The organism is Hyunsoonleella ulvae, from assembly GCF_016827605.1.
Lineage (GTDB): Bacteria > Bacteroidota > Bacteroidia > Flavobacteriales > Flavobacteriaceae > Jejuia > Jejuia ulvae.
Genome location: NZ_JAEPJQ010000003.1, coordinates 421,150 through 434,660 on the forward strand (window position 1 = coordinate 421,150; position 13,511 = coordinate 434,660).

Genomic DNA, 13,511 nt, shown 5'->3' on the forward strand with positions numbered 1-13,511 from the left:
ATTACCTAAAAGTGGTATCTTTCTCTAAAATTTACTTTTATAATGGATATTTCAGAATATATAAAGCAACTACAAACCTTTGAAGAATACTCGTTTTCTTGGGATGAACTTGTGATAGCCTGTAATAAAACCGAAACTGCTTTAAAGCGGGAGCTTTCTAGACTGGTAGCCAAAAAGGAAATTATGAATTTAAGAAAAGGATTTTACCTCATAATTCCACCGAGATATTCAAAACAAGAACAAATCCCTGTACAATTATTCGCAGAAAAGCTCTTTAAATACCTGAATAGTAATTATTATTTAAGCTTTTATTCTGCTGCAAAGTTTCACGGTGCTGGGCATCAACAAGTGCAAAGGGAATATATTATGGCAGACGACAAGTCATTCCCTGATATTAAAAAATCGTCGCTGGAGATTCATTTTTTTACAACATCAAAATGGCCAATAAAAAACATTTTGAAAAAAAAATCGGATGCAGGCATTTTTAAAATTTCAAGTCCAGCACTGACGGCTGTAGATTTAATTCATCATCAAACTAAATTGGGTGGTATCAATAGGATGTTAGCAATTCTCGAGGAATTGTCAGAGGAAATGACCGTTCAAGATATAGAAGACCTAATTAGTTGGTATCCTCATAAAAGCACCTTACAACGTTTAGGGTTTTTGCTGGAAGTAGTACTGCAAGTTGAGAAGGCTTTGTATACACCAGTTATGAAGTACTTAAATACATCCAAATACTATCCTGTATTATTGAGTCCAAAATCAAAAGAGAAACCTGGAGCTGTTCTTAATGATTGGAAAGTTGATATAAATATAAAATTAGAAAGCGATTTATGATTCCGAAGCCCTATATAGCGAAATGGCAAGTGCAAGCACCTTGGAAACAGTTTTATCAAGTAGAACAAGACCTTGTAATTAGTCGTACGTTAGTAGAAATTTTTTCGGATGATTTTCTACGAGAAAACTTAGCATTTAGAGGCGGTACAGCACTTCATAAGTTGTATTTAAACCCTGCACCACGTTATTCAGAGGATATCGATTTGGTTCAAATAAAACCAGGTCCTATAAAACCAATAATGCAACGCCTAAACGAGGTTATTACGTTTTTTGAAGAACCAAGAAAAACCCAAGTAAAAGGACACGGTGCGAAGGCATTATACCGCTTCACTTCAGAATATGAAGAAATTAGACTGCGCTTAAAATTAGAAATCAATTGTAGGGAACATTTTAATGTGTTGCCTTGGGTTGAGTTTCCTTTTCAAGTAGAAAGTGATTGGTTTACAGGAAGTACTAAAATTAGAACCTACAGCATTAATGAGTTACTGGGTACAAAATTAAGGGCATTATACCAGCGCAGTAAAGGCAGGGATTTGTTCGATTTGGATTATTCCAGATTACATATGGAATTGGATGTAGAACAGATAATTAAATGCTTTAAGGAATACACAGCATTTTCAACAGGAAATAGACCGCCAAGTCAAAGAGAGTTTTTGCTCAATATTGAAGAAAAAGAACAAGACCCAAATTTCACGGGAGATATGGAGGCTCTATTGAGAACTGGAATAGCGTATAATCAAGAAAAAGCGTTTGAGTGGCTCAAAAGTAAAATTATTGAGAAGCTATAAAAAATAAAATATCAAACTCAAAACCTGAAGAGATATAACCTCGTTCTCCACTCAATTTCCATTTCCAAGCTAGTTTTAGTTTTTCCCCAAATTCGCTTATTTCCACACGCTTTGTAGGGCTATAAAACTTAGGGTTGGAAAGTTTTTTACCATATAAATCATATCCAATCGGAGCTTTACCTGGGCAACCACCATTCTCTAACATTTTTTTAAAACTGGTCTTGTTCTTTCTGTTCGAGTATAATTTTCTTTATTAGCTTCAATAATTCTGGTATAGATTTCTAATTTATCTTTTTCGTTTTCGGTGCCTAAACCCGATGAGGTCTCTATTAAATGAATCCCGTAGGTTTCAATAAGATTTTTTAATATCTCCATTCCTCCACCAGCCTCACGAGAAAACCTACTTATAAATTTTACTGCAATTGCAAATGGTTTAATTTGATACATTTAAATTAATTAATGTTAACCCTTTTTTAAAATTGAGCTTAACACTTTTTAATAAGTGTTTTCTGCCATAATGACATTATAAAAGATTGAATATCAACAATTCTAAGACAAATGTTGAATTTTCTTAGAAAGGTTAGGTTTTTGATTTGTTACAATCAAACTAATTTACCAATGGGAGATAAAACTAAAAGAGTGTGGAAAGCACTTAAATTGTTTACTAAAGATTTAAAGCATATAATTTCTGATAAAAAAGAAAATATAGAGATAAAGCCTAATAATTTATTTGATTCATTATCTCCAAAGTCATTAAACCCGGAAGATGTAGAGATTTATTTAGAAGCTCTGAACATGGGCGTTAAAAATAAAGAAATTAGCAACATTGCTCTTACAGGTTCTTATGGTGCAGGAAAAAGTAGCTTGATTAAGACGTTTGAAGAAGTAGCTAAAAATAAATTTAAATTTTTAAAAGTTTCATTAGCAAGTTTTCAAGGAAGTAGTAATGGAGATAATTTAGAAAGACAATTAGAACTTAGCATACTTCAGCAAATCTTTTATCATGTTAAGTCAGATAAAATACCTGATTCTAGATTTAAGAGAATTAAGAATATAACTACCGAGTATTTAATTGTTTTTTCATTAGTTTTTGCATTTTGGCTTTTTAGTGTATTTGTAGTATTCAATTTCAATTATTTAGACAAATTAAACCCTTCTAATTGGTCATGGCAATTTGGGGATTTAGATTATCACGCATTAATAATTTTTCTAGTTTTCTTTTTAGGTATAGCCTATTTAGCGAAAGGTATTGTTAGGTTTTTGAATAATTCGAAAATTAGTAAGGTAAGTATAAAAGGAGAGGTCGAATTAGGTAAGGATATTGACAAGTCTATTTTGAATGAATATCTAGATGAGTTAGTTTATTTTTTTGAGAGAAATCATTATGATGTTGTTGTAATTGAAGATTTAGATAGGTTTGAGAGTATAGATATTTTTTCCAAACTACGAGAAATAAATACGTTAATCAATAACTCAGAACAAAGAAAAGGAGACGTTGTATTTCTGTATGCTATTCGGGATGATATTTTTACAGGCAAGGATAGAACTAAGTTTTTTGATTTTATCATACCTGTTATCCCAGTCATAAATAAGTCAAATTCTAATGAAAAATTACGTGAAAGATTTGAATCCATAAGTCTTGAAAATAAACCCACTACCAATTTTATTGATGATATCTCTCTCTTTATAGATGATATGAGGCTTTTAAATAATATATGTAATGAATACATAATTTATTCAAATAATTTAAGTTCTAAATTAATTCAAGACAAACTTCTGGCAATGATTGTTTATAAAAATATGATGCCAGATGATTTTGTTGATTTACATAACGAAGAAGGAAAATTATTTACAATTTTAAATGATAAGAAAAAATATATAACTAGTATTATAAATTCATTAGATGAACAGATTTTAAGTTTAAATAAATCTATTTTAAATATAGAAAATGAGAAAATTATAGAGGTTAAAGAACTTAGAGCAGTTTATGTTAATGCGTTACATAATCTAACTAATGAGAACATACATTCCGTTGTATTAGAATCAAAGGAATATTCATTGAAACAGCTAATTAAGGATGAGATATTTGAGAAATTACTTAAATCAGAAAATTTGACATTCAAATATTATGATAGCTACTATCGTAGTTTACAGAATGAAAATTCTGGCAAAACTTTTAAGGATTTAGAAAAGTTTATCGAATCGGAATTCAATTTTGAAAAGCGCATTTCTTTTATTAATGATAGGGTTAATAATAATATGGAAAGTATTAATAATCAAATATTGATTTTAAAAGAGAAGAAGCGTACTACTGAGAAAAAACGTTTAAGGGGATTGTTTAGTGAAATAGATTTACTTCAATTTATTGAGCCAGAATATGCTAATAATAAGCTTTTGATATTTTTACTTAGAAACGGTCATATAGATGAGGATTACTATGATTATATATCATATTTCCATAATGTAAGTATGACTCGTTCGGATAATGAGTTTTTACAAAGTGTAAAGAGTCAAGTACCTATGGATTTTGGTTTTAAGTTGAATAAAGTAGAAACTTTAGTTAATAGATTGGGACATGAATATTTTAAAAGAGATAGTATATTAAATTTTGACTTAGTTGATTTTCTCTTTAAGAATAAAAATAAATACAGAGCAAAAGCCAATGCAATAATTCAATATTTAAGTGAAAACAAAACATATAACAAAAGATTTATAAACGAATATTATATTGAAGGTAAAGAATTAGATTCTTTTATAAACTTAGTACCTGAAAATTGGCCTAAATTTTGGCAATATATAGAAGAGGAGAGTGACTTTTCTGCTATTGATAAAATTGAGATTTTATTATTTATTATAAATAATTGTAGTATAAATGATATTAAAATACTATCTAAAGAATCACGATTAAGAATGTTTATAAATGGGCTAGAGAAACCTCTTGAGGTTTTAATATTTGTAACTAGTTTAAAGAAAATAAATGATGTTTTAGGTAGTCTTGAAATTAAATTTAAAAATCTTCCAGAAGTTTCTAAAGAATCAGATGTGATATTTAAATTGATTTATGATAATAATTATTACAGTATTAATACTAATAATATAAATACTATTTGCAGATTTTATATTAATAAAAAAGATTTAAAAAAGTATAATGGTGCACCTTATACCATGATTTTAAAATCAGAACTTAAGGAACTAAAAAATTATATATCAAGTAATATTGAAGAGTACATTAATGATGTATGGCAGAATAACGATGAATTACAAAATGAAGAAGAAGAAACTATTGTTCATTTATTAAATAATGAGGATTTAAGTATTGAACAAAAAGAAGGTATTATTACTGAAGTTATTCCTGATATCAATAGTATATCTGATATAAATGATTTTGAGGTAATGAGGTTGGTACTAAAAAATGATTGTATGTTATCAACATGGGAAAATGTTTATAACATTTGGTTACAGTCAGGAGAAATTAATCTAATAAATGAGTTAGTAGATTTCCTAAACGAGAAAAGTCATTACGCTGTTTTATCTCAAGAAGATTTAAAACCACTAAGTTTAGATGAAGATGATAAAAGAAAATTTGCTTTAAAAATTATTTATTGTGATGATTTAACATTAGAAGCACATAAAATGTTAAGACGACTTCATTTTTCAAGTTGGATAAAGTTAAGCTTGGATAAGTTATCTTTTGACAAAGTTGAATCGATGATTGAAGAAGGTTTTATTAGTCTAAGTCTTGATTATTATGAAAAGTTGAAAGAAGATTTTTCAGATTTACATATTAAATTATTAGAAAAAGATATTAGCACTTTCCTTAATAAATTCGATGATTATGTATTGGAAGAAGTAGATGTGAAATTGTTATTGTCAAGTACAGTATCGAAAAGCCAAAAGGTAAATATAATAATGAAACTTGATGAAAACATAGTCATCAATAATAATGATATTAGCCGATTAGCAAGTGAAATATTAAGAGTATCATCTAAACAAGAACTAAGTTATAATTTACTTCATGGACTTTTTGCTAGTAATGATTCTAACAGTAATAAAATTGAACTATTCAATATGTACTACGAAGATGTTACACGTGAACAAGCTAAAAGTTTGGCTAGTAAATTATCTTACCCTTTTTCTAGATTTTTAATGCCTAGAAAACGAACTAGGGTTACAAACTCTAATTCGAATAGAATATTTATTGATAACCTCAAGAAGTTAAGACTAATATCTTCATATAGCATTAAGAGGGGAAATATTGAGGTGGTTGGTAAGTATTAAATAATACTCAATAAAACTTTTTTAGTTTTATAAAATCAAGAATAAACTGGTTAGATATTACAATCTTTCCCGCTACTAAATAAAACCTTCAACTTGTATAGTTGGAGGTTTTTAATTTAAAACACCAAACTAAACACAGAACCTTCACCCTCGGCACTTTTTACCATAATTTTTCCTTTGTGTAATAACATAATTTGTTTGCAAAGGCTTAAGCCTATACCACTTCCAGTGGCTTTGCTGGTAAAGAAAGGTACAAATATGTTTTCTAGAATATCTTCTGGTATGCCCAAACCATTGTCGTATACCTTAATGAGAATATCTCTATTTTGATTTTGCGATGCTAGTACTTTTATTTTAGGTGTATCTTCTTCGATACAGGCGTCAATGGCATTTAGTATTAGGTTTATCAAAACCTGTTCTATTAAATGAATATCTATATCTAGCTCTAATCTAGCTCCAGATATTTTAAACTCAATATCAATATTTTTTGCCTTTATAGAGGGTTCCATAAGCAACTGTATGTTATTAAACAGTTCTGAAACCATAATTCTTTGCAAATTTAAATTGGTAACTTTACTTAAGCTACGATATGTTTTTGCAAATTTTAATAGGCCTTCACTTCTATTTTTTACTGTTTTAATACCTGCATTTAAATCATCTAACTCCAAAGTGTTTTTTTGAGGGTGCTCAATAGCTAATTCAACACTTTTTTGAAGCGTATCTGCTAAAGATGATATTGGTGCAATGGAATTCATAATTTCATGTGTCATCACACTCAATAACTTTTTCCACGATTCAGATTCATTTTTATTTAATGTAGTATCAATATCCTGAACTACAATTAACTTAAATGCATCTTCATCAACTTGAAAAACTGTGTCTGAAATTAGTACTTTAATACTTTCGTTTTGCAAAGCAATAGATATAGAATGAGGCTCTCTGTGATAGGTGTCAAAAATAGTGTTGAAGAGTTTAGGCTTTCTACTTTCTATAAATCTTATGTTTTTAAATGAAGGTATATCTAGTATTTCCCCAAAATAATCATTACTCCACAACACATTACCGGTTTCTAAATTATAAGCAATAATGCCAATATCCACCATTTCAAGTATCTTTTTTAGATATACATATTGCGCTTCATTTTTGGCATTAATCTCTTTAATAGTTCGGTTAATTTCATTGAATCCAGTATATAAAAACCGAATGTCTTTTGGCCCTCTATCTTCTGGGAACCATCTTGAAAAATCACGATATTTAACGGCTTGAAAGAAATCGTCCATTGCAACAAATCTGCGTTTTACAAAATTATAGGTATCAATAAATAGATAGAAAATAACTAAACTGATAACAACTATATAGGGGGTTTTTGCAGTATAAATAAAATATGTGAGACCGAGAATTGCGGCAACTAAAAGTAGAATTCTAAAAAATAATCTAAGTATATAACCCCTATAGTTCATACTTTTCTAATCTTCTGTATAGCGCAGCTCTTGTAATTCCTAATTCTTTAGCAGATTTAGATACATTACCTTTATGTTTTTCTAATACAGTAATAATCGTATTTTTTTCTACCTCATCAAGGTTTAAGCTGTTGGCTTCAAGTCTATTTGTAGTTGTAGGGCGCTCAATTGAAGAAAATACCAAATCTTCTGGTTTTAAAACATTACCATCTGTCATAATAACTGCGCGCTCTAATACATATTGCAGTTCTCTAACATTACCTGGGAAGTCATGTTGTTTTAATTTAGAAATAAAACCAGTATCAAAACTAAAAGTACTTTTATTGTATTTTTCAGCGTAAAGTGAAACAAAATAATGAGAAAGTTCCGTAATGTCTGTGCCACGATCTCTAAGAGGTGGTACTATAATATCAACAGTGTTAATCCTGTATATTAAATCTTTTCTGAATTTCTTCTCGTCGGCAAGGACTTTGGGTTCTAAGTTGGTAGCGCAAATTAATCTAATATCAATAGGAATAGCAGTATTAGAGCCTAATGGGGTTACTTGCCTGTTTTGTAAAACAGTTAAGAGCCGTACTTGCTGGCCAAGGGTTATATTTCCTATTTCATCTAAAAATAAAGTGCCACCGTTTGCGGCTTCAAAACGCCCTTGTCGATCTTCTCTGGCGTCAGTAAAAGCGCCTTTTTTGTAACCAAACAATTCGCTTTCAAACAGAGAAGAGGTTAATGCGCCAACATCAACCTTTATAAATGGTTTGTGCTTTCGGTTAGAGTTATCATGAAGTGCTCTTGCAATTAAATCTTTACCTGTACCGTTTTCGCCAAGAATTAAAACATTAGCATCAGTTGGGGCAACTTTTTTAAGTTTTACAAAAACATCGTCCATTACCTCACTACTTCCAATAATCTCTACACTGCTAGAGCTAAGTTTTTTCTCTTTTGGAATGTTTGATTTTTTATTGCTTAGGATAGACGTAATGGTATCAATGATTTTATCATTCTTCCACGGCTTCATTAAAAAGTCAGCTGCACCTTCCTTTAAACCTTTAATCGCCAAATCTATATCAGCATAAGCTGTCATAAGTATAACAGCTATTTCAGGCTGTTGCTTTCTAATTTTATTTAACCAAAAAATGCCTTCATTCCCCGTATTTACTAACCCACTAAAATTCATGTCTAAAATAACAATATCAAAGTTGGAGCGATCAATGAGAGAATTAATATTGTTTGGGTTTTTTTCGGTAACTACCTCATTTACCATAGGTTTAAGTAGTAATCGTAATGCTGTAAGTACGTCTGCATCGTCGTCAACAACCAGTATGTTAGCCTTTTTTATAACCATTCATACAATATTACGATTTTATCTTCAGCTTCTAAAGCCTCTTAAATCAAAAAATAGATGCTTTATATGTGTACACAATCGAACACAAAGTGTATCAAAAACGAACACTTTTATTTTTAGTAAAAAATGTAAATTATTGATTTTTAATTATTTGTGTTTTTGGCATCATCTTCACTATAAGTTAAGTGTCATAAAAAAATAAAAATGGACGTACCAATTCAAAAGAAAAAATTTTCGAAGCAGAAACTTTGGTTAATCTCAGGTGTAGTAATTCTATTGGCATTTATAGGTTATGTAGTTGTACAAACCTCTGGAGGTGCGAAATTAAATGTTGAAAAAGAACGTATTTCAATTTATACGGTTTCAAAAAATGTGTTTCAAGAAAATATTCCTGTAAATGGTATTGTGTTACCAATAACTACAATTTATTTGGATGCTTTGGAAGGTGGTAGAGTAGAAGAAAAATTTGTTGAAGATGGCGCAATGATGAAACAGGGAGAACCTATACTTCGCTTATCTAATACCGATTTAGAATTAAGTCTTATCAATCAAGAAACATCGGTTTATAATTTATTAACACAGATGCAGATTTCGCAGAATGCAGCACGCCAAAATACAATTAATCGCCAAAATCAATTTACAGATGTTGAGAATAGTCTTATTGAAGCGAAGCGCGTATTTGAATTGAATCAAAAACTATATGATAAAGATGCTATAGGCAGGCAGGATTATGAGTCTTCAAAAAATAATTATGCCTACCAACAAGAGCGTATGAAGTTGGCAAAACAGGTATTGATGGAAGATTCTATTTCCTCAAAACTTGAGGTAAAACAAGCACGAGACTCTTATGCCAGAACACAAAGTGCGTTACAGTTAATGCGAAAAAAAGTGGGAGATTTAGTGGTAAGAGCACCAATAGATGGCCAATTAACATCATTGGATGCTGAGATTGGGCAATCTATAACTAAAGGCACAAGACTAGGACAAGTAGATGTTACAAGTGGTTACAAAGTAAGGGTAGATATTGATGAGCACTATATTTCAAGGATTTACAACGGACAAGTAGGGATGTTTACTTTTAACAATAAGAGCTACAATTTAGTGATTAAAAAGGTGTTTACGCAGGTTACTAATGGACGTTTTCAGGTGGATATGGCTTTTGAAGACGAAACTCCTGAAGGTATACGAAGAGGGCAAAACCTTCAAATTCGTTTGGCGCTTAGTGCCGAAAAAGAGGCATTACTTGTTGCTAAGGGTGGATTCTTCCAAAAAACAGGGGGAAACTGGATGTTTAAGATAAGCGAAGATGGAAATACGGCTTACAAAGTAGATGTGAGACTCGGAACTCAAAACACAGAATATTTTGAAGTTCTTGAAGGGTTAAATCCAGGGGATAAAGTAGTAACGTCTAGTTATGACTCATTTGGGGATGTTGAAGAACTCATTTTAAAATAAGTATTTATTGATTCCAAGATCAAGAAGCAAGACAAAAAGAGAAAACCAATAATAAACAATTAAGCTAAAAGCCAATGGCTAATAGCTAAAAGCAAATAATAATACAATGATACAAATTACAGATTTAGAGAAGTTTTATAAAACCGAAGAGGTTCAAACTATCGCGTTGAATAAATTATCCTTCCAAGTAAAGGAAGGGGAGTTTGTAGCAATTATGGGGCCTTCAGGTTGTGGTAAGTCTACATTGCTTAATATTTTGGGGTTATTAGATGACCCTGATGGAGGAAGTTTTAAGTTTAATGGAGAAGAAGTTTCTGGATATAACGAGCGTAAACGCTCTAATTTACGCAAGCATAATATTGGTTTTGTATTCCAAAGTTTTAACCTTATTGATGAACTTACGGTTTTTGAGAATGTAGAATTACCATTAATCTACACAGGTGTTAAACCGGCTGAGCGTAAAAAGAAAGTAGAGGAAGTATTGGAAAAAATGCAAATTATGCACCGAAGAAATCATTTTCCTCAGCAGTTATCAGGTGGTCAACAACAACGTGTAGCGGTAGCACGTGCGGTGGTTAATAATCCAAAACTAATTTTAGCAGATGAGCCTACTGGTAACTTAGATAGTACCAATGGTAATGAGGTAATGGATTTACTTATAGATTTAAATGAAGCAGGTACAACCATCATCATGGTAACACATAGTGAGCATGATGCTAAGTACAGTCACCGTATCATTAGAATGTTAGACGGACAAAAAGTTACAGAGAATATATTGGCTTAAAATCAAAAAATTTCATCAATCAAATCAATCGAACTAGTCAATCAGATGAAGGCACTTCGGTATAATATCATCAATCACTAAACAATTTTAGATATACCGAGGTGTTGTCATCACATCAATCAAAAAACGAACAGTAATTCTTTAGAAATTATGCTTAAAAATTATTTCAAAATAGCGTTTAGAAATTTACTTAAAAACAAAGTGTATTCATTCATAAATATATCTGGTTTAGCCATAGGAATGGCAGTAGCTATTATGATAGGGCTTTGGATAAATGATGAATTAAGCCATAACGATTATTTTACTAATAAATCTAAGGTTGCGCAAATGATTCAAAGTCAAACGTTTAATGGGAAAACGGGCACGAATCCAGCAATTCCAAGACCTTTGGAGTTTGAGCTGCGTGAAAACTATGCCGATCATTTTAAGCATATTGTGATGTCTTCTTGGACCAATGCCGTTTACCTCCAAGTTGGAGATAAAAGCCTTTCCAGAACAGGGAATTTTATGCAAGAAGAGGCACCATCCCTTTTAGATTTAAAAATGATTAAAGGCGATCATAGTGCTTTGAAAGAGGTAAATTCTATAATGCTCTCTGAAACTTTAGCTAAAGATTTATTTGGAGATGAAGACCCCATAGGAAAACCAGTAACGGTAAATTATCAAGGTGATTTAATGGTTACGGCTATTTATGAAGATATACCAGAGAACAACACTTTTTCTGACTTAAACTATATAGGTAATTGGGAGATGATGATGCAAACATATAAGTGGATGCAGAATGCACAAGACCAATGGAGTAATAATTCATTTCAATTATTTATTCAAGTGCAGGATAATACTACTATAGCATCTGTTTCAGAGGTAATTAGAGATGCCAAAAAGAAAGTAGCGGGAAAAGATATTGAGGAATTCAATCCTCAACTCATGCTATTACCAATGAAAGATTGGCATTTAAGAAGTAATTTTGAAGATGGTGTACAAACCGGTGGACGTATTGAAAATGTCTGGTTATTTGGTATCATTGGTGTGTTTGTATTGCTTTTGGCTTGTATCAATTTCATTAATTTAAGCACGGCACGCTCAGAAAAAAGGGCTACTGAAGTTGGTATTAGAAAATCCATTGGTTCTAATCGTAAACAACTAATCGTCCAATTTTTAAGTGAGTCTTGTCTAGTAGTAATATTTGCATTTATACTTGCTGTTGGTATTGTTCTATTATTTTTAAATGGGTTTAATACTTTGGCAAGTAAATCAATAGTATTTCCATGGTCTAACCTTGGTTTTTGGTTTGTATCGTTGCTGTTTATCTTATTTACAGCACTAGTGTCTGGTAGTTACCCAGCATTGTATTTGTCTTCTTTTAATCCGGTTACCGTGTTAAAAGGCACCTTTAAAGCAGGACGTTATTCAGCATTGCCTCGTAAGGTATTGGTAGTGATACAATTTACTTTTTCTGTAGCATTAATTATAGGAACTATGGTTGTAATGAATCAAATTCAATACAGTAAGGATAGACCTGTTGGCTATAATAAAAAGGGTTTAATACAGCTTCCTGTTATGAGCCCTGAGTTTGAAGGTAAGGCAGATATTATGAGAAACCAGTTTTTAGAGTCTGGTGCTATTACAAACATGTCTACTTCTAGTAGTCCTACAACTCAAATTTGGTCTAATAGAAGTGGTTACACTTGGGAAGGGAAACCAGAAGGGTTTCAAGAGGATTTGGCTTATACTTCTGTATCCTATGAATTTGCGGAAACTATGGATCTGGAAATTATTGAGGGACGCGGGTTTTCAAGAGAATTTGCTACGGATAGTACTGCTGTAATATTAAATGAAACCGCTGTAAAATATATGGGTTTAAAAGATCCGATAGGAAAACTCATTAAAGATTCTGATACTGAAGATCCAGCACCACCATTAAAAGTTATAGGCGTAATTAAGGATATGATTGTGCGATCTCCATACGAACCTGTAAAACAAGCCATGTATGTTTTTGATGGTTATGAAAATGCAAGCTATTATAACTTGCGTTTAAATCCTAATAAAAGTGTAAGTGAGAGTTTAAACTTAATTGAAACTACGTTTAAAAATAACTTTCCCAGTGTTCCTTTTCAATATCAGTTTGTAGATGAAGAGTATGGTAAAAAGTTTAGGGCAGAAGAGCGTATATCGAGTTTGGCAAAAGTATTTACACTTCTGGCAATTTTTATCAGTTGTCTTGGGTTATTTGGTTTGGCTTCGTTTGTAGCAGAGCAACGCACTAAGGAAATTGGTGTTAGAAAGGTTTTAGGTGCATCAATAAGCCAACTTTGGCTACTACTGTCTAAAGACTTTGTAACTCTTGTGATTATTTCAATTTTAGTGGCTTCCCCATTAGCGTATTATATTATGGGACAGTGGTTGCAGAAATTTACCTATAGAACATCTGTAGGATGGGAGGTATTGGCAATTGCTTGTATTGGAGCATTAGTTATAACTCTAATTACTGTTAGTTTTCAAGCGGTAAGAGCCGCTACGACAAATCCAGTAAAATCGCTTAGAACAGAATAGCTTTCATCAATTAA

The 13,511-nt window shown here is 31.3% G+C and carries 10 protein-coding genes; 6 read left to right on the forward strand and 4 right to left on the reverse strand.

All coding sequences use genetic code 11. From position 1 onward, the window contains the following. Window positions 1–42 precede the first annotated feature (42 nt). Both JS605_RS10845 and JS605_RS10850 read left to right on the forward strand, forming a co-directional pair. Window positions 43–837: a type IV toxin-antitoxin system AbiEi family antitoxin domain-containing protein gene (locus tag JS605_RS10845; protein WP_203257743.1), complete on the forward strand. Its 795-nt coding sequence runs from the start codon at window positions 43–45 to the stop codon at window positions 835–837. After that, window positions 834–1,625 (forward strand): nucleotidyl transferase AbiEii/AbiGii toxin family protein, encoded by a 792-nt coding sequence (locus JS605_RS10850; RefSeq protein WP_203257744.1) that lies wholly within the window; start codon window positions 834–836, stop codon window positions 1,623–1,625. The genes JS605_RS10845 and JS605_RS10850 overlap by 4 nt, the downstream gene beginning before the upstream one ends. Here the strand turns inward: JS605_RS10850 and JS605_RS10855 are convergent. Both JS605_RS10855 and JS605_RS10860 read right to left on the reverse strand, forming a co-directional pair. After that, complete coding sequence (locus JS605_RS10855; protein WP_203257745.1) at window positions 1,609–1,830, reverse strand: hypothetical protein; 222 nt, start codon at window positions 1,828–1,830, stop codon at window positions 1,609–1,611. The genes JS605_RS10850 and JS605_RS10855 overlap by 17 nt on opposite strands. After that, window positions 1,824–2,072, reverse strand: coding sequence for a recombinase family protein (locus JS605_RS10860; RefSeq protein WP_203257746.1), 249 nt, complete (start codon window positions 2,070–2,072; stop codon window positions 1,824–1,826). Before JS605_RS10860 ends, JS605_RS10855 begins: the two co-directional genes overlap by 7 nt. Before the next feature lie 171 nt (window positions 2,073–2,243). Between JS605_RS10860 and JS605_RS10865 the strand changes: the two genes are divergently transcribed. Further along, complete coding sequence (locus JS605_RS10865) at window positions 2,244–5,903, forward strand: YobI family P-loop NTPase (RefSeq protein WP_203257747.1); 3,660 nt, start codon at window positions 2,244–2,246, stop codon at window positions 5,901–5,903. A 116-nt stretch (window positions 5,904–6,019) separates the two neighbouring features. Here JS605_RS10865 and JS605_RS10870 read toward each other — a convergent pair whose 3' ends face one another. Next, complete coding sequence (locus JS605_RS10870) at window positions 6,020–7,363, reverse strand: sensor histidine kinase (protein ID WP_203257748.1); 1,344 nt, start codon at window positions 7,361–7,363, stop codon at window positions 6,020–6,022. Beyond that, window positions 7,353–8,705: a sigma-54-dependent transcriptional regulator gene (locus JS605_RS10875; RefSeq protein WP_203257749.1), complete on the reverse strand. Its 1,353-nt coding sequence runs from the start codon at window positions 8,703–8,705 to the stop codon at window positions 7,353–7,355. Before JS605_RS10875 ends, JS605_RS10870 begins: the two co-directional genes overlap by 11 nt. A 204-nt stretch (window positions 8,706–8,909) precedes the next feature. Between JS605_RS10875 and JS605_RS10880 the strand changes: the two genes are divergently transcribed. The 3 genes from JS605_RS10880 to JS605_RS10890 all read left to right on the forward strand — a co-directional run bounded on the left by JS605_RS10880 (window position 8,910) and on the right by JS605_RS10890 (window position 13,497). Then, complete coding sequence (locus tag JS605_RS10880; protein ID WP_203257750.1) at window positions 8,910–10,160, forward strand: efflux RND transporter periplasmic adaptor subunit; 1,251 nt, start codon at window positions 8,910–8,912, stop codon at window positions 10,158–10,160. Between the two features lie 106 nt (window positions 10,161–10,266). Next, window positions 10,267–10,944, forward strand: coding sequence for an ABC transporter ATP-binding protein (locus JS605_RS10885; RefSeq protein WP_130937466.1), 678 nt, complete (start codon window positions 10,267–10,269; stop codon window positions 10,942–10,944). Between the two features lie 150 nt (window positions 10,945–11,094). Continuing rightward, the gene (locus tag JS605_RS10890; RefSeq protein WP_203257751.1) at window positions 11,095–13,497 is read left to right on the forward strand and encodes an ABC transporter permease; all 2,403 of its coding nucleotides are present in this window, start codon (window positions 11,095–11,097) and stop codon (window positions 13,495–13,497) included. Window positions 13,498–13,511: the final 14 nt, after the last annotated feature.